At 61.4% G+C, this 20,879-nt stretch carries 18 protein-coding genes; 14 read left to right on the top strand and 4 right to left on the bottom strand.

The annotated features are described in order from the left end of the window. The first annotated feature begins 44 nt into the window (after window positions 1–44). Window positions 45–2,084, top strand: coding sequence for a S9 family peptidase (locus tag MOP44_RS06705; protein ID WP_260795201.1), 2,040 nt, complete (start codon window positions 45–47; stop codon window positions 2,082–2,084). A gap of 23 nt (window positions 2,085–2,107) precedes the next feature. Next, window positions 2,108–2,662 (top strand): AAA family ATPase, encoded by a 555-nt coding sequence (locus MOP44_RS06710; protein ID WP_260795203.1) that lies wholly within the window; start codon window positions 2,108–2,110, stop codon window positions 2,660–2,662. Here the strand turns inward: MOP44_RS06710 and MOP44_RS06715 are convergent. Next, window positions 2,652–2,948 carry a hypothetical protein gene (locus MOP44_RS06715; RefSeq protein ID WP_260795205.1) on the bottom strand — a complete coding sequence of 99 codons (297 nt, stop codon included), beginning with the start codon at window positions 2,946–2,948 and terminating at the stop codon, window positions 2,652–2,654. The genes MOP44_RS06710 and MOP44_RS06715 overlap by 11 nt on opposite strands. A 119-nt stretch (window positions 2,949–3,067) precedes the next feature. Between MOP44_RS06715 and MOP44_RS06720 the strand changes: the two genes are divergently transcribed. Beyond that, window positions 3,068–5,959, top strand: a complete 2,892-nt coding sequence (locus tag MOP44_RS06720; RefSeq protein ID WP_260795206.1) for a glycoside hydrolase family 31 protein — start codon at window positions 3,068–3,070, stop codon at window positions 5,957–5,959. 86 nt (window positions 5,960–6,045) lie between these two features. On the opposite strand, the gene MOP44_RS06725 is transcribed toward MOP44_RS06720, so the two are convergent. Together MOP44_RS06725 and MOP44_RS06730 are read right to left on the bottom strand one after the other, a co-directional pair. Then, entirely contained in the window at window positions 6,046–7,305 is a 1,260-nt protein-coding gene (locus MOP44_RS06725) for a Glu/Leu/Phe/Val family dehydrogenase (RefSeq protein ID WP_260795207.1), read from the bottom strand. 120 nt (window positions 7,306–7,425) lie between these two features. Next, on the bottom strand, window positions 7,426–8,409 hold the full coding sequence (locus MOP44_RS06730) for a branched-chain amino acid transaminase (RefSeq protein ID WP_260795208.1): 984 nt from the start codon (window positions 8,407–8,409) through the stop codon (window positions 7,426–7,428). Window positions 8,410–8,654: 245 nt separating this feature from the next. Here MOP44_RS06730 and MOP44_RS06735 point away from each other — a divergent pair, with 245 nt between their 5' ends. The 10 genes from MOP44_RS06735 (at window position 8,655) to MOP44_RS06780 (ending at window position 18,478) form a co-directional block, all read left to right on the top strand. After that, complete coding sequence (locus MOP44_RS06735) at window positions 8,655–8,912, top strand: hypothetical protein (RefSeq protein WP_260795209.1); 258 nt, start codon at window positions 8,655–8,657, stop codon at window positions 8,910–8,912. Window positions 8,913–9,088: 176 nt separating this feature from the next. Then, the gene (gene larE / locus MOP44_RS06740; protein WP_260795210.1) at window positions 9,089–9,967 is read left to right on the top strand and encodes an ATP-dependent sacrificial sulfur transferase LarE; all 879 of its coding nucleotides are present in this window, start codon (window positions 9,089–9,091) and stop codon (window positions 9,965–9,967) included. 51 nt (window positions 9,968–10,018) lie between these two features. Continuing rightward, window positions 10,019–11,347 (top strand): nickel pincer cofactor biosynthesis protein LarC, encoded by a 1,329-nt coding sequence (gene larC / locus MOP44_RS06745; RefSeq protein ID WP_260795211.1) that lies wholly within the window; start codon window positions 10,019–10,021, stop codon window positions 11,345–11,347. Window positions 11,348–11,349: 2 nt separating this feature from the next. Beyond that, window positions 11,350–11,709: a hypothetical protein gene (locus MOP44_RS06750; RefSeq protein WP_260795213.1), complete on the top strand. Its 360-nt coding sequence runs from the start codon at window positions 11,350–11,352 to the stop codon at window positions 11,707–11,709. 40 nt (window positions 11,710–11,749) lie between these two features. Further along, complete coding sequence (gene larB, locus MOP44_RS06755; RefSeq protein WP_260795214.1) at window positions 11,750–12,496, top strand: nickel pincer cofactor biosynthesis protein LarB; 747 nt, start codon at window positions 11,750–11,752, stop codon at window positions 12,494–12,496. A 272-nt stretch (window positions 12,497–12,768) separates the two neighbouring features. Beyond that, a complete protein-coding gene (locus MOP44_RS06760) occupies window positions 12,769–13,485 on the top strand; it encodes a VTT domain-containing protein (protein WP_260795216.1) in 717 nt (238 codons plus the stop codon). Next, window positions 13,482–13,967 (top strand): DUF4262 domain-containing protein, encoded by a 486-nt coding sequence (locus MOP44_RS06765; RefSeq protein WP_260795217.1) that lies wholly within the window; start codon window positions 13,482–13,484, stop codon window positions 13,965–13,967. The genes MOP44_RS06760 and MOP44_RS06765 overlap by 4 nt, the downstream gene beginning before the upstream one ends. A 218-nt stretch (window positions 13,968–14,185) precedes the next feature. Further along, complete coding sequence (locus MOP44_RS06770; RefSeq protein ID WP_260795218.1) at window positions 14,186–15,802, top strand: DHA2 family efflux MFS transporter permease subunit; 1,617 nt, start codon at window positions 14,186–14,188, stop codon at window positions 15,800–15,802. Window positions 15,803–16,355: 553 nt separating this feature from the next. Then, window positions 16,356–16,946 carry a cysteine hydrolase family protein gene (locus MOP44_RS06775; RefSeq protein ID WP_260795219.1) on the top strand — a complete coding sequence of 197 codons (591 nt, stop codon included), beginning with the start codon at window positions 16,356–16,358 and terminating at the stop codon, window positions 16,944–16,946. A gap of 1,046 nt (window positions 16,947–17,992) precedes the next feature. Further along, on the top strand, window positions 17,993–18,478 hold the full coding sequence (locus MOP44_RS06780; RefSeq protein ID WP_260795220.1) for a DinB family protein: 486 nt from the start codon (window positions 17,993–17,995) through the stop codon (window positions 18,476–18,478). Window positions 18,479–18,508: 30 nt separating this feature from the next. On the opposite strand, the gene MOP44_RS06785 is transcribed toward MOP44_RS06780, so the two are convergent. Further along, entirely contained in the window at window positions 18,509–20,359 is a 1,851-nt protein-coding gene (locus MOP44_RS06785) for a glycoside hydrolase family 127 protein (protein WP_260795221.1), read from the bottom strand. Window positions 20,360–20,535: 176 nt separating this feature from the next. Here MOP44_RS06785 and MOP44_RS06790 point away from each other — a divergent pair, with 176 nt between their 5' ends. After that, window positions 20,536–20,784, top strand: coding sequence for an FmdB family zinc ribbon protein (locus MOP44_RS06790; RefSeq protein WP_260795222.1), 249 nt, complete (start codon window positions 20,536–20,538; stop codon window positions 20,782–20,784). Window positions 20,785–20,879: the final 95 nt, after the last annotated feature.

Here is a 20,879-nt window from a genome sequence, read left to right on the forward strand (position 1 = left end):
ACTGCTCATACGGAGCTTATGACTCGTTTGATAAGCTTCCTGCCATGCCCCTTGCGTTCCGGAAAACCCTTGTTCCTCTGCTTCTTTCCTGTGCGTCCCTCAACTTCGCCTCTGCCGCAGATGCTCCCAAGAAACGCGCCATCACGCTCGACGATCTCGCCCGGCTGCAGCGTGTCGGATCGCCAGCCATCTCGCCCGACGGCGAGTGGGTCGTCTACTCCGTCTCGCAAATCGACACGAAGGAAGACAAGTCGCACACCCACCTCTGGATGGTGAAGTGGGACGGTTCGGCTGATTTGCAGCTCACCTATGACAAGGAAGGCGCCTCCTCGGCCAAGTTCTCGCCCGACAGCAAATACATCAGCTTCATGAGCTCGCGCCCCGGCCCCGCAAAGGGATCACAAATCTGGGTCATGGATCGCCGGGGCGGCGAGGCCCAGCAGCTCACGGGCATCACCGATCGGGACATCGAGGGCTATGCTTGGTCTCCCGACGGTAAGAAGCTCCTGCTCACCCTGCATCCCAAGTCAGAGCCCGAACCAGAGGAAGGCAAGAAACCCGAGCCTCCCAAGCCCATCGTCATCGATCGCTACCACTTCAAGCAGGATGTGCATGGCTACATCCGCAATGACGACTACGACGCGCTCTATCTCTACGATCTCGCCACCAAGAAGCCCGAGAAGCTCACGACCGACAAGAACGTGAGCGAAGAAAACCCCGTTTGGTCGCCTGATGGCCAGTGGATCGCGTTCGTCAGTAATCACGACCAGGACCCCGACCGCACCAACAACACCGACATCTTCCTCGCCCCAGCCAAGGCTGGCTCCGCAGCGAAGAAGCTCACCACATTTAACGGGGCCGACGGCGGCCGTCTAGCCTGGTCGCCCGATTCGAAGTCCATCGCCTTCACGCAGGGCCTCGACCTCAAGCTGTTCGAGTACGCGCAGTCCAAGCCCGCAGTCGTCACTCTCGACGGCAAGGTGACCTATCCCGCCGCCAAGCTCGATCGCGCGGTCAGCCAGCCCATCTTCACGCCCGACGGCAAGCTCGGCTACCTGGTCAATGACGACCGCAACGAGTACCCCGCGGAAGTTGATCTATCCGGCGACGGCGTGAAGCGCCTCGAAGATCAGCAGGGCGTGGTCCAGACATGGGAGTCCGAGAAGAAACACACCGTCGTCGTCTACAGCAACGACTCCGACCCGTCCGAGGTCTATGCGCTCGAAGGCGGCAAGCTGCGCAAGCTCACCACCCACAACGACGCGCTCATGGCAGAACTTGCTCTTGTCCCAACCGAGGACATCGCCGCCACGAGCAAGGACGGCACCGACGTTCACTCGCTGCTGACCAAGCCGGCTGACACCAAATCGCCCGTACCCATGATCCTCTTCATTCACGGCGGCCCCAACGGGCAGGACGCTCACAGCTTCGACTTCCTGCGCCAGTGGCTCGCCTCCAAAGGTTATGCCGAGCTCAATGTGAACTACCGTGGCGGCTCCGGCCGCGGCCAGGATTACGCCAAGGCCATTGCCGGGGACTGGGGCCACTACGAGGTGATCGACCTCCAGGCCAGCGTCGATAAAGCTGTCTCCATGGGCGTCGCCGATCCGAACAAAATGTGCGTCACCGGCTGGAGCTACGGCGGCATCCTGACCGACTACATGATCGCCTCCACCGATCGCTTCAAGTGCGCCATCAGCGGAGCCGGCACAGCCAACACCATGTCCTTCTACGGCGTCGACCAGTACATCCTGCAATACGACAACGAGCTCGGACCCCCATGGAAGGACCTGCAGACCTACATCAAGGTCGGCTATCCGTTCTTCGAGGTCGACAAGCGCGTTCACACCCCCACCATGTTCATGGGCGGCACCTCCGACATGAATGTCCCTCTCCTCGGCGGCGAGCAGATGTACGAGGCGCTCAAGTCTATCGGAGTGCCCACGGAACTCGTCGTCTACCCCGGCCAGTTCCACGGATTCACGCGTCCCAGCTACATCAAAGACCGCTATGAAAAATGGCTCGGTTGGTGGGACAAGTACCTGAAACCAGAGGCCGCCAAGCCGGCCGAGACAAAGAAATAAAGCTAACCCGCGGAGCGTGATCCATGCGGTTGATCTTCCTCTATGGTCTGCCGGCCACTGGCAAGCTTACCGTGGCGCAGGAGCTGAAAGCCCTCAGCGGGTTTCAGCTCTTTCACAATCACCTCGTCGTGGACCTCCTGTTGTCCACTTTTGCATTCGGCAGCGAGCCGTTCATCCTGCTGCGCGAGCAGATCTGGCTATCGGTCCTCGAACACGCCTGCCGCGCCGGCCTGCCGGGCCTCATCTTCACCTTCGCACCGGAAGCCACAGTTCGCGATTCCTTCATCCCCGAGACGCTAAAAACCGTGGAATCCGCGGGCGGCACAGTCGATTTCGCCGCGCTCACCTGTCCCATCGATGAAATACGCAAGCGGCTTGCGCATCCTTCGCGGGCTCGCTTCGGCAAACTCACTTCGGTTGAATTATTCGATCAGCTCCTCGCAGCAGACACATTCAACCGGCCTCGGATGCCCGAGCCCATCATCAGCGTCGATACCAGCATCAGCAGCCCGGCCCGTGCTGCCCTCGAAATCGCCCGCGCCCTTGGAATCATGCCCGGCGCACCGGCTACTCCATAGGAATCCTCAGCCGCGTCACGGAGTCTGGCTCCGCCTCATCCGGCCGGTGAAACTGCGCAATCACCGCAGTCACGAGGGCCGCTGCCATCAGAAGCACTCCCACGATCACCAGAGGCACTCCGGTGATTACGGGCCAGCCGGTCGTCGTTACGTTGATAGCCAGCTTTGTGCCTTCGGCGGGGAAAACAACATTCAATCCCGCATTGCCGTGACCCCACTCGAACGTGAGCCACAGCCCTCCCACTAAAAACAAAAGCGCTGCAATCAGCCAACGGTCGGTTCTCATTCATGATCTCCTTGCCGTCGTGCTCCATCTGGTCCTGACGGGCAGATTCTAACTCACAGCGAATGCTGCCGTTGCGGTGATAGCCTTCCCGATAGCACGAAAAACAAGGAGCAAATCCTGTGCGTACTTCCTTGCTTCACTTTGCCGCAGTCATCCTCCTCGCAGGAGGAACCGCAATCGAAGGCCAGGGCCCGGTGCAACATACGATGCCCGCCGCGCCTGTTCTGGCCGCTGCCGCCACCAAATCCGCAGGCCTGGCCGCCGAGCCAATAGCCGCTTCGAATCCTGAAAACGCCTCTGACCCGGTCGCTGAACCCAAAGCAGTCGTTACGCTTGGCCACGCTCGCTTCACCGTCCTCACCTCCCGTCTCATCCGCATGGAATGGGCCGCGGACGGCCATTTCGAAGACCATGCCAGCTTCGTGTTCCTCAACCGCAAGCTTCCAGTTCCCAAGTTCGACAGCATTCTCTCCGATACCAAAGACAAGCTCACCATCCGCACCAACGCCCTGACACTCGTCTACTCGCTCAATCCGGGTGACAAGGCAAACTCTGACGGCCGCTTCACGCCAGAGAACCTGACCGTGAATCTCTCTGTCGGCAACAAGCTTGTGGTCTGGCGTCCCGGCATGGTCGACGACCAGAACCTGATGGGGACCACCCGTACTCTCGACGGCGCTGTGGGCGAAAAGACCAAAGAGCCAATGGAGGAGGGCCTGATATCCCGGGCTGGATGGGCCGTCGTTGACGATTCATCTCGGCCCTTGTTCGATTCCTCCGATTTCAGCTTCCGCCAGAGCGAGAACAGCCCCTGGCCGTGGGTCATGCAGCGCCCCGCCGGCGATCGACAGGATTGGTATTTCTTCGGCTATGCCCACGACTATAAGGCGGCCCTCGGCGACTACGTCAAAGTAGCCGGTCGCATCCCGCTACCGCCGCGTTTTGCCTTTGGAACATGGTGGTCGCGCTACTGGGCCTACTCGGACCAGGAGATCGAGCAGATCATTCGCGGCTTCCATGAAAACGATGTCCCGCTTGATGTCTTCGTCATCGACATGGACTGGCACCCCACCTTCGGCATGCACTTCAACGTCATGGACGCCAGCAATCACTCCAAGGGCTGGACCGGCTATAGCTGGAACAAGCTGCTATTCCCCGATCCCGACCAGTTCCTCGCCAAGCTGCACGCCGACAGTCTCAAGACGAGCCTGAACCTGCATCCGGCTTCCGGCATTCAGCCCTGGGAGGACGCGTATCCCGCCATGGCCAAGGCCATGGGAATCGACCCAGCCACTAAGCAGTATGTCCCCTTCGACATTACGGACAAGAAGTTCACGACCAACTACTTCAACCTTGTCCTTCACCCGCTCGAGAAGCAGGGCATCGACTTCTGGTGGCTCGACTGGCAGCAAGAGAAGAACACCAAGATCCCCGGCGTGAACCCCACCTGGTGGCTCAACTACGTCCACTTCACCGATCAGCAGCGCGAAGGACGCCGCCCGCTGCTCTTCCATCGCTGGGGCGGCCTCGGCAATCACCGCTACCAGATCGGCTTCTCGGGCGACACCGTCTCCGTGTGGCCCTCGCTGGCGTTCCAGCCCTGGTTCACTGCCACCGCGGCCAACGTGGGCTACGCCTACTGGAGCCACGACATCGGGGGCCACATGCCAGGCGCGGTCGATCCCGAGTTGTTCACCCGCTGGGTCCAGTTCGGCGCATTCAGCCCAATCCTGCGCACTCACACCACCAAGAATCCGGACTCCGAGCGCCGCATATGGGCGTATCCCGAACCCTTCTCGTCCATCCTTCGCGACACCTTCCAGCTGCGCTACGCCATGCAGCCCTACATCTACACCGAGGCGCGCCGCACCTACGACACCGGCGTCGCGTTCCTGCGTCCTCTCTACTACGACTGGGCGGACCAGGATCAGGCTTACACAGCGAAAGGCGAATACCAGTTCGGCGACCAGCTCATCGTCGCGCCTGTGGTGACGCCCTCAGACAAAGCTACTGGCCTGGCAACCGAAGACGTCTGGCTGCCGAAAGGCGACTGGATGGAAATGGCCACGGGCAAGCATCTATCCGGCGGAGAAACGTACAAGCGCAGCTTCGCCATCAGCGAGATCCCGGTTTACGTGAAAGCAGGCGCCATCACTCCTATGCAGCCGCCCATGCAGTACACCGGCCAGAAGCCTGTCGATCCGCTCATCCTCAGCATCTGGCCCCTCACGCCGGGCGACAGCAGCAGCTACTCGGTTTATGAGGATTCAGGCGTCGCTACTGACTACCAGCGCGGCGCCTTCACTCGACTGCCCGTCAAGGCGTCGCAGAAAGAAGAAACACTCCGCGTCGAGATCGGACCCATCGAAGGAAGCTTCAGCGGCATGCTCCGTAACCGTGCCTACGAACTGCGCCTGCCCGCCGACTGGCCGCCCGAGAGTGTATCGGTCAACGGAGTTTCGATCCGTAAGGCTGGCCCCACCGGCAAAGGCGGCTGGAGCTACGAGGGCAACACCCTCGCCACCGTCATCCCTGTGCCGGCGTCCAGCGTGGAATCGCACGTCGTCATCGAAGTCCGCCGCGCGCAGGGTCTCACCGCTCGGCGGCTGGAGCTAGATGGCTACACCGGCGCCATGAACCGTCTGCGCGCAGCCTACGACTCAATGCAACAGACATGGCCCGCCTCCTATCCTCCCGATGCGCTAGTCGACGCCATGCAATCCGGAGACCGCATGGGCTACCACCCGGAGAAGGCAACCGACGAGATGATTCACTTCCGTGCCACGGTTCCGGCTGCCCAGGAAGCCGTGGATGCGGTGGCGAAGGACTTCGCGCAGCATCTCAACGAAGTCGCGCGCACCATGAACCCGAACAATAAGCCTGCCGATATAGACGTCCAGAAGCAGCGCAGAATGGATGCCGTGGCCAAAGCCCAGAAGCTTATCGGCGAAGCCGCGGATCAATCCGGAAAGCAGCCCGTCAAATCCGCTCCGGCTCAAGCCGGCAGATAAAACCTATTTCAATCCTGAAAGAAAAAGCGGGATGCGTACCAAGGTCCGCATCCCGCTTCTCTGTTACCTGGTGCCTGTTCCTGCCTTTACGGGTAGATCCCTCTCACCCGCACCGCGTCCGCCACGCGGCCAATGCCGAGCATGTTGGCGGCGATCCGCATGTCCACCTTGTGGTCCAGCCGGATCTTCAGCACGTCATTGAAGGCGATCTTCATTACCTTCTCCAGCCGGTCGTAGATGTCCTGCTCCTGCCAGAACAGGTGCTGCTCGTCCTGCACCCACTCGAAGTAGGAGACCGTGACGCCACCCGCGTTGCATAGGATGTCGGGAATGATAAACACTCCCTTGTCCTCGAGAACGCGATCAGCTGCCGGAGTCAGCGGACCGTTGGCAGCTTCAGCCACCACCTTCGCCTTCACCTTCGCAGCGTTATCCACGTGCACTGCATTTTCAAGCGCTGCCGGCACCAGGATGTCGCACTCCAACGCCAGCAGGTCCTCCGGCGTAATCGGCTCGGCTTCGGGGAATCCCTCCACCTTGCCGGTCAGCGACTTCAAATGCATCAGCTCGGGAATGTTCAGCCCGTTGCGGTTGTAAACGCCGCTGCTCGAGTCATTGACTGCGATGACCTTGGCTCCGGCCGCATGCAGAAGCTGGGCAGCAATTGAACCGGCATTGCCGAACCCCTGCACCACCACCGACGCGCCTTTGAGCGGCAGCCCGAGGTGCTGGCACGCGCATTCGATTGTGTAGAAAACGCCGCGACCAGTAGCCTCATTGCGTCCCAGCGATCCACCCAGATTCAGCGGCTTGCCCGTCACCACGCCCGGGACCGCATAGCCCTTCATCATGCTGAAGGTATCCATAATCCAGGCCATGGTTTGCGAGTTGGTATAGACATCGGGCGCCGGGATGTCCTTTTCCGGCCCGATCAGAGGAAGGATTGCGCTGGTGTAGCGCCGGGTCAGCCGCTCCAGCTCATGCGCCGACATGTGCTTCGGATCGCACGTCACGCCGCCCTTGGCGCCGCCGAACGGAATATTCACCACTGCGCACTTCCACGTCATCCACGTAGCCAGCGCCTTCACTTCGTCGAGGGTGACCTGGGGGTGATAGCGGATGCCGCCCTTGCCCGGCCCGCGCGCCGAGCTGTGCTGTACGCGATACGCTTCGAACCTTCGGATACGCCCGTCGTCCATGCGCACGGGAACGCTCACGGTGAGCACCCGCTCCGGGAACTTGATCATCTCCCGCGTATCGTTATCCAGGCCCAGAACATCCGCTGCCGCGTCAAAGTTCTGCAGCGCGAGTTCGTAGGCGTTTTCTGTTCTTGTAGTCGTCAGCATCGCCATTTTCCTCCTCGGCCCTGGCGGGCCGCACTGCCGCCGTTCCGTAGGAGATTCTCGAGCCGACTATTCCATCACGGCCCGAAACTGCGGAACCGCGTTCAAGCCCGGTACAGGATTCTACGCCTTCGAACCGGCCAGCGCAGGCTCCTGCTCCTGGGGTTGTTTCTGCACGTCATAGGCCGGCCTCAGCCAGTCGCGGTAGTCGCGCAGCCGGCCATGCACCGCATCTGCGTACAGGTGTTGAATGCCCCGCGTCACCGGCCCAATCGCACCATCTCCAACCCGCCGGTGATTGATGCGCACAACCGGCCCGATCCCCACCGCCGTTCCCGTGAAAAATGCTTCGTCGCATACAAACAATTCGCTGCGATCAATCGAGCGCTCAACAACGTCTAATCGCATCTCCCGCCGCGCCAGCTGCATGACACAGTTCCGCGTAATGCCTTCAAGGACGTTGTCGTGCACCGGCGGGGTGATCAGCCGGCGGTCGCGCACCATGAACAGGTTGCAGGTAGCGCCCTCCGCGACGTGTCCGTCCTGGTTCAGTAGAATCGCCTCATCAAAACCACTGCTCCGCGCCTCATCGCTAGCCAAAGCGCTATTCACATAGGCCCCGCAGATCTTGGCGCGCGCGGGGATGGCGTTATCGTCGATCCGCCTCCACGAACTGATGCCCGCATGCAAGCCGTTGGCGGCGTGCAAATACTCCCCGAACGGCAGCGCCACAATCGCGAACGCATCCTGATCATCAGGAACCACGCCCACACGCTCGGCGCACTTGTAAGCCAATGGCCTCACGTAGACATTGGTCTCCATGCGGTTGCGCCGCATCAGTTCCAGCGTGATCTCGGTCAACTGTTCCGGCGACAGCGGCACGCCGATTCGCATGATGCCGCAGTTGCGCTTCCATCGCTCGTAATGCTCCATCGGCCGGAGCACAAAGAGCTGCTTCTGCGCGTCGTTCCAGTGCGCGCGGATACCCTCGAAGACTCCCGTCCCATAGTGCAGAGCGTGCGTGAGGATCCCGACCTTGGCTTCGCCCAGCCGCATGTATTGCCCGTTGAAATAGACAATCAGGTTCTGATCTGCTTCCAGTTGCATCGCAATCTCCCTGGCACTCGCGGAAACGCGGAGAGAACCAGGGCCGTTCTCTCCGCGTACTGTTCTCCCGCGTATTGCCGCCGGCGTTCTTCTGCCTTGAGCCGGCTTACGCTCCGGAGGCGCTTCCGCAACGCGGCGGAGCCACTCTCCGGGCCCGCAGTATCCTCCGCCCGCGCCCCACGACCCGGCAGTGACCGCCATCACGAACCCTTGCGGGTAGAATGGTTGCGGAGCTCGAAGCCAAGATGAACCTTGACCTGCGCATCCCCATGGGACTGATGTTCTCCTTCGTTGGCATCATCCTCACGGCCTTTGGACTGGCCACCAACCACGATGCGACGCTGTATGCCAAAAGCCTCGGCATCAACGCCAATCTCTGGTGGGGAATCGTTCTGCTCATCTTTGGGCAGACCATGTTTCACATGGGCCGCCGCGGTCAGAAGCGCTTGGCATCCCAGCCTCCGGTGCCGATCGACGAGGGCCGGCCGCACGTGGGCCACTGAGGCCGGCGCCTGGTGCTGTACTGCCCAAATGTCGCGTGCCGGGCACCACATCTTGGCAACGAAGGCGGGAGACCTCAACCGCTGACCACAGCACGAATGGCGAGCTAAGCCCGCAGACGGCCGCACCGCAGGTGCCTCGCAGTTGGCCGCACCGCAAGTGCCGTATAATCGGACCCATGTCGGCGCCGGCAGCCAATCTCCCCGACGGTCTCCCCATCGGACCTGAAACTTGCGCCAGGCTGCGCGACCTTGAAGCCCGCTTGAGCGGGCTCGATCGCATAATGGTCGCCTATTCCGGTGGCGTCGATTCTGCGTTTCTTGCCGCCATCGCCCACCGCATCCTCGGCGACCGGATGCTCGCCGTTCTGGCTGATTCACCCTCCTTGGCCCGCCGAGACATGGAGCAGGCGATCGCTTTCGCTGAGTCGCAGAGCATCCCACTTCGTGTCATTCAGACCGAGGAGCTCGAAAAGGCCGAGTACCAGCGCAACGACGCCAACCGCTGCTTCCACTGCAAGACCGAACTCTTCACCGGCATGGAAGCCCTGCGCGCCGAGCTCGGCTATGTTCACCTCGCCTACGGCATGAACGCCGATGACACCCGAGACTACCGCCCCGGTCAGCGAGCCGCCAAGGAGCATGAGGTGCTGGCCCCGCTGGCTGATTCCGGCATGACCAAGGCGGACGTCCGCGTGCTCGCCCGCGCCGCCGGATACACCCTCTGGGATCGTCCCGCGGCCCCCTGCCTCTCATCGCGTGTGGAATATGGGCGGACCGTGACGCGCGAAGTGCTCACCCAAGTGGAGCGTGCCGAAGAGAGCATGCGGCAACTCGGCTTCCGCGAATTCCGGGTTCGCCACCACGGCGAGCTCGCTCGGGTTGAAATTGCGCGCTCCGAAATGCCCCGCGCTCTCACCATGGATACGCTCGATGCCATTACCGCGGCGCTACGCGAGGCTGGCTACCAGTACGTCACGCTGGATGCCGCCGGTTTCCGGTCGGGATCGCTCAATGCGCTGCTGCCGGCCGACGTGCTGCGGCGGCGTGGCGCTTAGATCGAGCGAGCCCTCAAACAGCTACGACGGCCGCGATTTAGAATCACACCGATGCGGATTGCATATCTCGATTGCTTCTCCGGAATCAGCGGCGACATGCTGCTCGGCGCAATGGTCGACTCCGGCCTTCCTCTCGAAGTTCTTGAGCGGACTGCGGCAACGCTGAATATCGGAGCGCGCCTTGAGGCCCGCAAAGTCATGCGCGGCGGCATCACGGGAACGAAGGTGGATGTCGTGACTGCGGATACGCCCAGTCACGCCGACGACCATACACACGCGCCTGCTCATGAGCATCCGCACGAGCATGGCCACCCACACGAACACGGCCATCACCATCATCACCACGATCAAGGCCACAGCCATACCCACGAACACCATGCGCACGAGCTCCATCGCTCACTCTCCACGATCCTCAGCATCATCGCTGCTGCGCCGCTCGCCGAGGCCGTAAAGACGCGCGCCTCAGCCGCATTCCGCCTGCTCGGTGAAGCCGAAGCTGCCATCCACTCCATTCCTGTCGAACAGGTCCATTTCCACGAGGTCGGCGCGGTCGATACGATTGTCGACATCGTTTGCGCTGCTGCGGGAGCGGCCCACCTGGAAATCGATCGCTGGATGGCATCGCCGTTGAACGTGGGCAGCGGCACAGTGGAGTGCGCGCATGGAACGCTTCCGATCCCCGCGCCGGCGACCCTGAAATTGCTGGGCGACGCCCCGGTGTATGCCGCAGGCCGGCCGATGGAGCGGGTCACGCCGACCGGCGCTACTATTCTGCGCATGCTCGGCATTAAATACGGCGCACTGCCGCAACTCCGCGTCCAGTCCTCGGGATACGGCGCGGGTGGGCGCGACACTCCGGGGCAGCCCAACCTGCTGCGCCTGATCGTCGGCGAAAGCGAAGCAGCCCATGCAGCAACAGAACCCGGGACCGAGCCAATCGCGATCCTGGAGACTGTTATCGACGATTCGACGCCGCAGCTACTCGCCTACGTGAGCGAACGGCTGCTCGAATCCGGAGCGTGGGACGTCTATCGCATCCCCCTGCAGATGAAGAAGGGTCGAACGGGCGTGCAGCTCACCGTTTTGTGCGCTCCGCATCGGCTCGCCCAGCTCCGTGAGATCCTCTTCCGCGAAACGACGACGATCGGCGCGCATTGGCGCATCGAAAGCAAGATGGCACTCGAGCGCGAGATTGTGGAGATCGACACGCAATGGGGCACGATACACATGAAGATCGCCCGCTCAGCAGCCGGTAGCGTGCTCAACGCTGCGCCTGAATACGAAGACTGCCGGCGAATTGCTGACGAGAATAAGGTTCCGCTCAAGCAGGTGATGCAGCAGGCGGCACAGGCCTGGGCTGCATCGCGCAAAGGAGAATGATCATGAAGTTCGTTCGATTCTCCGCCGTCTCCCTCTTGGCTATTGTTGTCGCTTCAGGCGCTCTCGCCCAGCAGCAGCCTGAAATCCCCAAACCCCAGCCCGAGCCGAAGAAGGTTCATGGCGAGGGCTGTGTCGAAGCCGGCGTGGAGCCGCGCTGTCTAGTGGTCCGCGATGTGCGCGCGGGGAAGCTGTACAACATCATCGTTGGCGACCCCAGGCCGACACCCGGCGAGGGCATCGAATTCACAGGCACATTGCGCCCGGGTGCAAACGTTTGCATGCAGGGCGCGGCTATCGAAGTGGAACGCTGGGCGCGCAAGGACACCATCAAATGCCGCCACACGCCCGCGCCGCGCAAATGAAAGCATTCCAAAACGAGTTACTTCTCAAGGAGACGCCTGGATGGAACGCGCCCAGCTTGAAGCGCTGCTCAACGAGGTTCGTGAAGGCCGCACCGATATCCCCGATGCGCTGGAGCGTTTGCGCGTGTTGCCGTTTGAGGACATGGGCTTCGCCAAGCTTGATCACCATCGCCCCCTGCGCACCGGCATGCCCGAGGTGATCTTCGCTTCCGGCAAGACCATCGAGCACGTCACCGCGATCTTCGTCCGCATGGCGCAGGCTGGGGGCAACGTGCTGGCCACACGTGTCTCTCCGGAGTGCGCCCAGGCCGTGCTGGCCGCCGAGCCCCGCGCTGTGCATCACGTAACCGCCCGCTGCATCACGCTGGAACAGGCTGTCCCGCCGCAGGGCAAAGGCACCGTGGCCGTAGTTTGCGCCGGAACCAGCGACCTTGCCGTGGCAGAAGAGGCTGCTGTGACCGCCCGGTTGATGGGCAATACTGTCGAGCTCATCGCAGACGTCGGCGTCGCCGGGATTCATCGACTCCTCGCTCAGCGCGGATCGCTGCAGTCGGCGCGCGTCCTCATCGTGTGCGCGGGCATGGAGGGCGCGCTGCCGACCGTCGTGGGAGGACTGGTCAACGCGCCGGTCATCGCCGTGCCCACCAGCATTGGCTACGGAGCCAGCTTTGGCGGGCTGGCTGCGCTCCTGGGAATGCTTAACACCTGCTCGCCCAATGTGTGCGTGGTCAATATCGACAATGGCTTCGGCGCAGCCTGCATCGCCACCCTGATCAACCGCATGTAGCTCTGCAGGTGTGCTCAAGCAAAAGGAAAGGGGCCGCGCGGCGTCCCACCGGCGCGCGGCCACGTTACGTGCACAGACCATTGCGGCCTGTGAAAGGGATATTACCCGGAGATGGACCGAGAAACACCTAGGATTGTTGCTAGGTTTCACGGCTCGTAGATTGTGATTTCTCCGATTTCGGCTCTTTTTGTTCCATGGGAAGGACTTGGGCAGCGATTCATGCCTTTCACAGCGGCCATTGCAGAGGCCCAACGACCAGCATCCAACTCGGAGTGAGCTTTTCCTTTCTGGAGTCTGGCGCCGCTGCAGCAGGCGGAAAGAAATCGTCTACTTTCCACTGGCTTGCCCGTCTGGGCGCGCCCGGGGTATTCGCCGTTTCGCTGGTGGATGCGACGATCATTCCGCTGGCGGTCCCAGGAAGTACCGATTTGCTCCTGCTTTGGCTGATCTCCAGGGGTAGCAATCCCTACCTGCTGGTGAGCTGCGGGGTCATAGGCAGCCTGATCGGTGGGTGGACCACGTGGCGGCTGGGCAAGAAAGGCGGAGAAGCGGCAATTGGCCGCTACGTGCCGCCCCGGCTCCAGAAACGCGTTCAGGGCTGGGCGCAGAAGCATCCTATGCTCGCCGTGTTCCTGCCGGCCATTCTGCCTCCGCCGATCCCGCTGTGGCCGTTCCTGCTGGCCGCGGGTGCTTTGGGAGCAACTGCCAGACGCTTTCTACTCGCATTTGGAGCGGGGCGGACGCTTCGCTACTCGCTGATGGGGTGGTTAGCGATACGGTATGGCAGGCACATCATCAAAGCCTGGTCCGCGACGCTTGAAAAGTGGTCTGCTCCGATTATGTGGACTTTCACCATTCTGACCGTCGCCGGGCTGGCCTTCAGTATCTGGAAATTGCGCCGCTCGGCCGCTCGCGAGGCCAACCGGCCGGGAAACGCGAACGATTCTGAGCAACCGCTACCCCGTAAAAACTACTCTCAACTGACATGACGCGCTCGATCGAAGACGCCAACGAACTCTCCTCGCTCGACGCCCAAGTCCTGCGGGAGATCCACACCGATGGCTGGCAGATCACCGGCGTGCTGGACCGCGAACCGGACACCGACTCCGGATTCGCTTATTCGATTGGCTTCTTCCATTCCCTGGGCCATCCTGAAGTGATTCTCTTTGGCCTGCCGCTCGATACATGCATGAGCGCGGTCAACGTCATCGGTATCGACGTCCAGAACGGCATGCACTTCGAGCAGGATCGCGCCTACGAGGGCATCCTGCGGCAGCCTCACCGGGTGTGCTTCAAGGAAATCGACCGCAAGCACTACCGCGACTATGTGGGCTACGCGCTCTGGTTCTATGAGGCCGATCCGTTCCCGCTTTACCAGTGCATCTGGAGCGATGAGATGGGCCGGTTTCCGTGGGAACCCGGCTGTAGCGCGTACTGCAGAGATGGCCAACCACTTTTGTTTCTGCGTTGAAAACGCCTCAAACAACGCTTCGACTTCGTCCCATCGGGTTCACGATGCAAAACGTGCAGCAGCAGATTGCATGAACCTCGCGGCGCACATCCTGAATCTAAAGCGGTGAAACGGTATCCGGTTCAAGGGGACTGGCCGGGCCAGAACGCTCCGCAGGCTTCCCTCTGACGAGTCCCTGACTCTCTTTGAGCTGCACGACCCATTATTGAGGAGACATTTTGGCTGCATCGCAAACTACGGCGGCACCTGCGCCCGCCGCGCTCCAGGCGGCCTGGAAGCCGCGATCGAACCCGTGGCTGATTGCCGCGACCGTCGCGCTGGCGGCCTTTATGGAGGTGCTGGATACCTCCATTGCCAACGTGGCCCTGCCTCACATTGCTGGGAGTCTCGGCGCCAGCATCGACCAGGGTACCTGGGTGCTGACCAGCTACCTGGTCTCGAACGCCATCGTGCTTCCCCTCGGCGCCTGGGCCTCGAACGTGATGGGGCGTAAGAACTTCTTTCTAACCTGTCTTGTCATCTTCACGATTTCGAGTTTTCTCTGCGGCATCGCGCCTACGCTTCCCCTGCTGATTGTCTTCCGCATTCTGCAGGGCGCCGGGGGCGGCGGCTTGCAGCCGATGGCGCAGGCCATCATGGCCGACTCCTTCGAACCGCATAAGCGCGGACAGGCATTCGCCCTTTACGGCTTGGTGGCCGTTCTCGCCCCGTCGATCGGTCCCACGCTGGGCGGCTGGATCACAGACAACTACTCGTGGCGCTGGATCTTCTTCATCAACATTCCGGTCGGTCTTCTGGCGTTCCTGCTGGTCACCCGCCTCATTGAGGATCCACCGTGGATCAAGCCGGACCGCAAGCTGCTGGGGCAGATGGACTACCTCGGTCTAAGCTTCCTTTCGATCGCCATGGGCGGTATGCAGATCATGCTGGACAAAGGCGAAGAGAACGACTGGTTCTCCTCGGGCTTCATTCAGTTCTTCGCGGTGCTGTTTGTGGGCGGCATGATTGCGCTGGTGCTGTGGGAACTGCATACAGACAAGCCGATCATCAACCTGCGCCTGTTCCGGTTCAAGAACTTTGCCATCTGCTGCTTCCTGATGGCCTTAGTCGGCGGCGTGCTGAACGCGAATACCGTGCTGCAGCCGCAGTTCATGCAGGAGCTGCTGGGCTATACGGCAACTTCGGCGGGCGAGGCGCTGACCGCGGGAGGCATCGCTCTGGTGGTGGTGATGCCGCTGGCGGGGTTTGCAACCGGAAAGATATCCGCGCGCACTCTGGCGGTTGTTGGCTTCATCATGTTCACCTTCACCTTCCGCTACGCGGCGCAGGTGACGAGCCTGCAGATGACGTTCAGCCAGGCGTCGTGGCTGCGCGTGATCCAGATGCTGCCGCTGCCGTTCTGCTTCATTTCGATCACGAATGCAGCGTACGTGGGCATGCCGAAGGAGGAGTCGAACCAGGTCTCGGGCCTAATCAACTTCGCCCGCAACATCGGCGGAAGCATCCTGATCGCCATCACTAGCGCGCAGGTGACCAGCCGGACGATGTGGCATGAGCAGCATTTGCAGAACTTCATGCAGCCCGGCCAGCCGGGATACGACGCACATCGAGGCGCGCTGCAGGGCTTCCTAAGTGGGCAGTTTGGAGGCCCGAACGGCGGCGGTCTCGCACTGGGATCGCTGTATCAGCAGCTCAACATGCAGGCCCGCATGCAGGGCTACCAGGATGTGTATATCGAGCTGTCATGGATGTCGGTGTGCCTCGTCCTTCTGGCCTTCCTGCTGAGCAAGAACCGTCCCGGTCAGAGCGCGGCTCCGGAGGGGGCAGTGCACTAACGCGACTTTCTGAGAAGGAAGTCCGCAGTCCGTAAACAGAGGGCGCTGCTGTTTACCAGGAACTAACTTTTGGCCTTGAGCCCCAAAAACTCAGGCCAAATAATTTATGGATTTTCATATACGAATAAGTTATGTGAAGTGAGATATTTATCGAAAAGCGATGCCGAAAAAGCGAAGGTAAGGAGAAGTAAAAACAGGGGGAGGGGTAGCTAATTTTCTAGTAACTCCCCGCTGATACTGGTGAAGGGCCGTGTTCCGTAGACGAAACACAGCCCTCAAGGGAAGAGTAGCGTTCTGAGAGGGCGAGGTCTGTGATGGCTATCACGGGCGTGCGGTGCGGCCATCGCGCCTTCGGCGCCAGACTGAAGCGGAGCGGGGATCGTGCCTTCCAGCCTTGCGGCAGAAAGAAGCCGCAATGGCGTTCCAGGCAGGTGTACCTGATCATCCTGGCGTTCTTTTGCTGAGCAAGAACCGTTCTGGACAGAGCTCTGCTCCGGAAGGGCCTGTCCCCTAACACGCAAGCCGTGCAAGTCTTGTCAGGAGGAGTCTCAGCATGGCGATACCACTCCCAGACTTGCAACGTGCCGCATTGCTCAGCATGGACTTGCACAGCTCCATCGTGTCCATCTACACGCAAAATGATCCCGAGTACATAACCAGAGTGGCGGCGGTTCTGCATACCGCAAGAAAACGCGGCATGCAGATCATCCACGTCCGGGTAGGATTTCGGCCGGGCATGCCTGAGATCAGCGAGCGCAACGTGCTGTTCGCGGCCGTGAAAGCAAACCCGCAGTGGCAACAGCTTTTCTCCGGACCCAACAGCGCCATTCATTCCGCGGCGGCGCCGGTCGGCGATGAGACCGTCATTACAAAGCACCGGGGAAGCGCGTTCACCGGCACCGATCTTGAGATGATTCTGCGCGCCAACGACATCGATACGCTGGTTCTTCTTGGCATCGCCACCAGCGGCGTGGTGCTGGCTACCCTTCTGCATGCAGCCGATGCGGACTACCAGCTGGCTGTAGTGGGGGACTGCTGCGCCGATCGCGACCCTGATTTGCATGCGGCGCTGATCGAAAGATACTTCCCGCGCATGGCCGCCGTAATAGACGCTGCCGGTTTCTGCGAAGCTGCCGCGCAATGATTTAGCTGCTCTGAAGGCGAAAACGCCAGGAGCCTTGCGGCCTCTGGCGTTTTCTGGGTGCCTCGTATCTCTTCGGTCCGAACACCATCCAGCAATGCCGGGCGATGAATCTTCAGTAGTACCGGTTGACCCGCCTCGCTGTGACTCACTGCCAGCTGCTTTTCCGCTTTCCGTCGAAGATCGTCTCCGGCGAACCGTTTACGATCCTCGCCTTCCCACGGACGCTACGCTCGCAACGAGCGGCGAGATAACCTGACCCTCTGCGCGAACCCTGCCCCGGCTACGGCCGTAGTCGCAGACTCTGGGTTCTGCTCAGTTCAAGTTACATCTCCTTGCTGAACCGTTGACTAACTTCCAATCTCCGCCGGTTATCTACCTTTCGGCAAACTGCCAGCATGCCTTGAATGCTACCCGTTCGGCCCAGTCGGATTCGCTCGCCTCAGCTCCCTACGCGGGCTCACCCTCGGCCGAGGATGACTCCTGCGTTGTCAACCGAGCTTCGCGTTTCCACTTCGGGCTGGCGTTCGCTTCCGGCTTTCCCAGAGTTCCCGCGCCTGCGGCAAGCCGCCTGTGCGTTCCCTCAAGTTCCGCTGGACCCTTGCGCTGCCCATGGAGACGAGTTCCAAATACTTCCGAACTTTGCATCGCTTGCCTTGCCAGGGATGAGTGCCCGACTTCCTTCGAATCTTTGCTTCGGCGGCTTGCGCGCACCGTTGCGAATTTCCGCTCTCGATCGAACTTTCATCTTCCTGCGCGGGCAGGAAATGCTCGTTTCCAATTCGCTACTTGGCTACCAACTGACGGGACTATGCGCCTGCTCAATCTGTGAATGCAAGTGCAAAACTTGATGAAATTTGTGGATATCACCAGAGTTGGTGCAATCAGGCAAACATTCTGCGGTGAGGGCGATTCTATCGAGTAAGCGGGATGGTTGTTTCGTGCTTTGTCGCCGTTATTGGCCAGGCATTAAGGAGTTTTTGCGATCTAGTCACAAGCCTTTGTTCGCGCGAAAGCGGCATCGCTCAGCCGGTGCTACTATGCTGCGCATGAACACGACAGCAGAACTCTACGACTATGCAGCGCAGGTACTCGCAGGTAAGGAGTTCTTCGAGCGCTCGACCCAGGTTCTGGACGAGAGCGACTCGCAGTTTCGGCCCTGCGAGGGGATGATGACAGTGGCGCAGCAGGTGGCGCACGCTGCGCAGACGATCGAGTGGTTCGTCGAGGGCGCAACTCGACCAGAGGGCTTCGACCTCGACTTCGCTGAACACGCGCGGGCGCTTGCCGAGGTGCGTTCGCTCACGGAAGCACGGCACCGGCTGGAGAATGCGTTTATCCATGCAGCGGATTTTTTGCGCGGGAAGACTCCGGAGGAGCTGGCGCGGCCACTGCCGGCAGGACCGGTGATGGGCGGCCGACCGACTTACGAGATTATCGGCGCGATGGTGGAGCATACCGCGCATCATCGCGGTGCGCTGACGGTCTACTCGCGGCTGCTGGGGAAGGTTCCGCCCATGCCGTACGGAGGCTGAACCTCGGGACTGGGGTATCCGCCGTGGCGGTTACGATGGCAGCGCCAGGTAAAGCCGGTAGTGTTCGTCGTTGATGGCGGTGAAGGGGCGGAGGGTTAGCGCGCCTGTTGCAGTTTTCGTCTGCCAGTCGGTAGAGCCCCGCGCGACCTGGGTCATGCGCAATAGATCCTCGCGGCGCAGATCGGTGGGAATGGGGCCGACGCTGAAGAGCGCCAGCGGGCCGTGCATGGGGGCGAGCAGGTTGGGGTGCTGCGGATCGACTGCCTCGAGGGTCGTGGGCATGTCGAACTCGATCTCGATGCGGTCGCCGTTCGACCAGGTGCGCTGCAGGGTTGCGAAGACGCCCGGCTCGGCGCCGGACAAGAAGCGCTTGCCGTTAACGGCGACGGTAGTCTTCGGCCCGGCCCACTCGGGAATTCGCACATAGATGGGGAAAGCTGTGGGCGCGTCGAGCGCAACGGCAATGCTGGTGGTGGGGTGGTGGGGATAGCGTGTCTGCTGGGTGAGAGTCACGCGGCCGGCGGCGCGTCGCCAGTAGACGCGTGAGGGGACGTAGAGGTTCACATAGACGCCGTTGCCGTCGTTGAAATAGGCGCTGATGCCGTAATCGGCGGTGATCTGCGAGAACGTGCCGGTGCAGCAGTGCCACTTGTAGGGGTGGTAGAACTTGGAGCCGTCGTTGCTGTAGTCGGAGTAGTAGAAGCCGTGGCCGTCGGCCTGGATGGGGCGGACGCCGAGAATGCAGTTGTAGAGCACGCGCTCCATGGAATCGCTGTAGCGGCTGTCCTTGGTGGCTCGAATCAGATAGCGCGTGATCTTGAAGTGCGCATACGAGCCGCAGGGCGTCTCAAAGCTGGAGTGGGTTTTGCCGAGGCTCTCGCCCACTTCGCCGCTGCCGGGCACGCGGAAGTTTTCGTCTGGACCCCAGCCGCCGGTGGCAAAGCTCTGCGTAGTGCGCAGGAATTCGAAGGCGTTCTGCGCGGCGCGGAGGTGCTTCTGGTTGCCGAGCACGAAGTATGCCTGCATGGCCGAGCTGAGGCAATTGACGTGGCTGTAGGCGTGTTTGCCGGATAGGACGTTTTCGCCGGCGGCGAGCGGATCGTAGTACCAGGAGTCGGCGAGGAAACGCATCGCCAGGCCGCGGTAGCGCTGGCCCGCGCCGCGCTGCCAGGCGATGAAGGCATTCTCCGGGAGAGTGTAGGGCTCGTCCCAGCAGAAGCTCTCGTCACGATGCGGGCGGGCATACTGCTCGGCGCGCGAGATGCCGCCGGGAGGCAGGTGCTTCTGGACGGAGTCGAGGGTCTTGTCGAGGATCTTGAGGGCGTCAGGCGCGCCGGTGAGGGTGTGCGCATCGAGCAGGCCGATGGAGATCTTGTCGTAGGTGTAGGCGGGGAAACGATTGTCACGCCAGAAGTCTTCAGAGATTGCCGGACCGAAGGCTTTCACGATGTTGTGGACCTTCTCGCGCGTGGAAGGCAGGCCGCTAGCGGCGTAGTCGCGCGAGAGGCCGGAAAGATACTGGCCGAAACTGTGGCCGGGAGCGAAGCCGTTGTTGGGGAGCTTATCGAGGTCGCCGAGGGGGGCCCAGCTGTACCAGCCGCCCATGTCGTCGCCGGGTGCGGGAAGGCCGGCGCGCTGCCGGAAAGGCTTGAGGAGACGGTCGACGTCGAGCGCGGCATAGAAGGCGTGGTTGCGCTCAAACTGGTCGCGCAGAGGACCGGCCAGCAGCTCCACTTCGCCATAACCGAATTGCTGAAGCGCAGGGGGCGCAGCCAGGGCGGATGGAGCGTCTGCGAAGGACAGCTTTCGCGACGCGGCGGCTCCCGCAACGGCAAGCGAGGTGCTCTTGAGAAACGACCGCCGTGATCGTGAACGGAACATGTTGCACTCCGACGAGCATTGTACGACCGGAGCGCACGCTCTCTATTCTGTCGTTTCTTTTCCGTCGACGTGGAGAAGACCTCGACGCTTGCCAAAGCAAGGATGGCGAGCGAAGCTCGCAGCCAGCCGCACCGCAGGTGCCGTTCGTATAATTGAAACAAGCGAGGAGATGGCCCATGCCCGCGTATGAGTACAGTTGCCGCGATTGCGGCGCACATTTCGAGCGGCGACAGAAGATGTCGGAGCCGGAGATCAGCTCGTGTCCTTCCTGCGGCGGAGCCGTCAAACGTCTCATCAGCGGCGGCGCGGGGGCGATCACGAAAGGCGCATCGGCCTCAGCGGCTCGCCCTTGCGGCATGGGCGGCGGCGCATGCGAGATGCCTACGCAAATGGGCTGCGGCGGGGGCTGCGCCTGCGCGCACTAGCAGCGTTTCAACCTGATCGACCTGCAACACTTCCGGTACGGCCAATTTCGTACGCTCCATGCCTTGAAAATTCAAATTCCCCTGAAGGTCGAAAC

The sequence above is a fragment of the Occallatibacter riparius genome (genome assembly GCF_025264625.1).
Classification (GTDB): Bacteria; Acidobacteriota; Terriglobia; order Terriglobales; family Acidobacteriaceae; genus Telmatobacter; species Telmatobacter riparius.

Excerpts from the sequence above, each read along its gene's own strand:
- MOP44_RS06785 (WP_260795221.1), bottom strand. The coding sequence starts at position 20,359 with ATGTTCCGTTCACGATCACGGCGGTCGTTTCTCAAGAGCACCTCGCTT.
- MOP44_RS06715 (WP_260795205.1), bottom strand. The coding sequence starts at position 2,948 with ATGAGAACCGACCGTTGGCTGATTGCAGCGCTTTTGTTTTTAGTGGGA.
- MOP44_RS06705 (WP_260795201.1), top strand. The coding sequence starts at position 45 with ATGCCCCTTGCGTTCCGGAAAACCCTTGTTCCTCTGCTTCTTTCCTGT.
- larB (WP_260795214.1), top strand. The coding sequence starts at position 11,750 with ATGGAACGCGCCCAGCTTGAAGCGCTGCTCAACGAGGTTCGTGAAGGC.
- larE (WP_260795210.1), top strand. The coding sequence starts at position 9,089 with ATGTCGGCGCCGGCAGCCAATCTCCCCGACGGTCTCCCCATCGGACCT.
- MOP44_RS06780 (WP_260795220.1), top strand. The coding sequence starts at position 17,993 with ATGAACACGACAGCAGAACTCTACGACTATGCAGCGCAGGTACTCGCA.
- MOP44_RS06750 (WP_260795213.1), top strand. The coding sequence starts at position 11,350 with ATGAAGTTCGTTCGATTCTCCGCCGTCTCCCTCTTGGCTATTGTTGTC.
- MOP44_RS06730 (WP_260795208.1), bottom strand. The coding sequence starts at position 8,409 with ATGCAACTGGAAGCAGATCAGAACCTGATTGTCTATTTCAACGGGCAA.
- MOP44_RS06735 (WP_260795209.1), top strand. The coding sequence starts at position 8,655 with ATGAACCTTGACCTGCGCATCCCCATGGGACTGATGTTCTCCTTCGTT.
- MOP44_RS06710 (WP_260795203.1), top strand. The coding sequence starts at position 2,108 with ATGCGGTTGATCTTCCTCTATGGTCTGCCGGCCACTGGCAAGCTTACC.
- larC (WP_260795211.1), top strand. The coding sequence starts at position 10,019 with ATGCGGATTGCATATCTCGATTGCTTCTCCGGAATCAGCGGCGACATG.
- MOP44_RS06765 (WP_260795217.1), top strand. The coding sequence starts at position 13,482 with ATGACGCGCTCGATCGAAGACGCCAACGAACTCTCCTCGCTCGACGCC.
- MOP44_RS06790 (WP_260795222.1), top strand. The coding sequence starts at position 20,536 with ATGCCCGCGTATGAGTACAGTTGCCGCGATTGCGGCGCACATTTCGAG.
- MOP44_RS06725 (WP_260795207.1), bottom strand. The coding sequence starts at position 7,305 with ATGCTGACGACTACAAGAACAGAAAACGCCTACGAACTCGCGCTGCAG.
- MOP44_RS06775 (WP_260795219.1), top strand. The coding sequence starts at position 16,356 with ATGGCGATACCACTCCCAGACTTGCAACGTGCCGCATTGCTCAGCATG.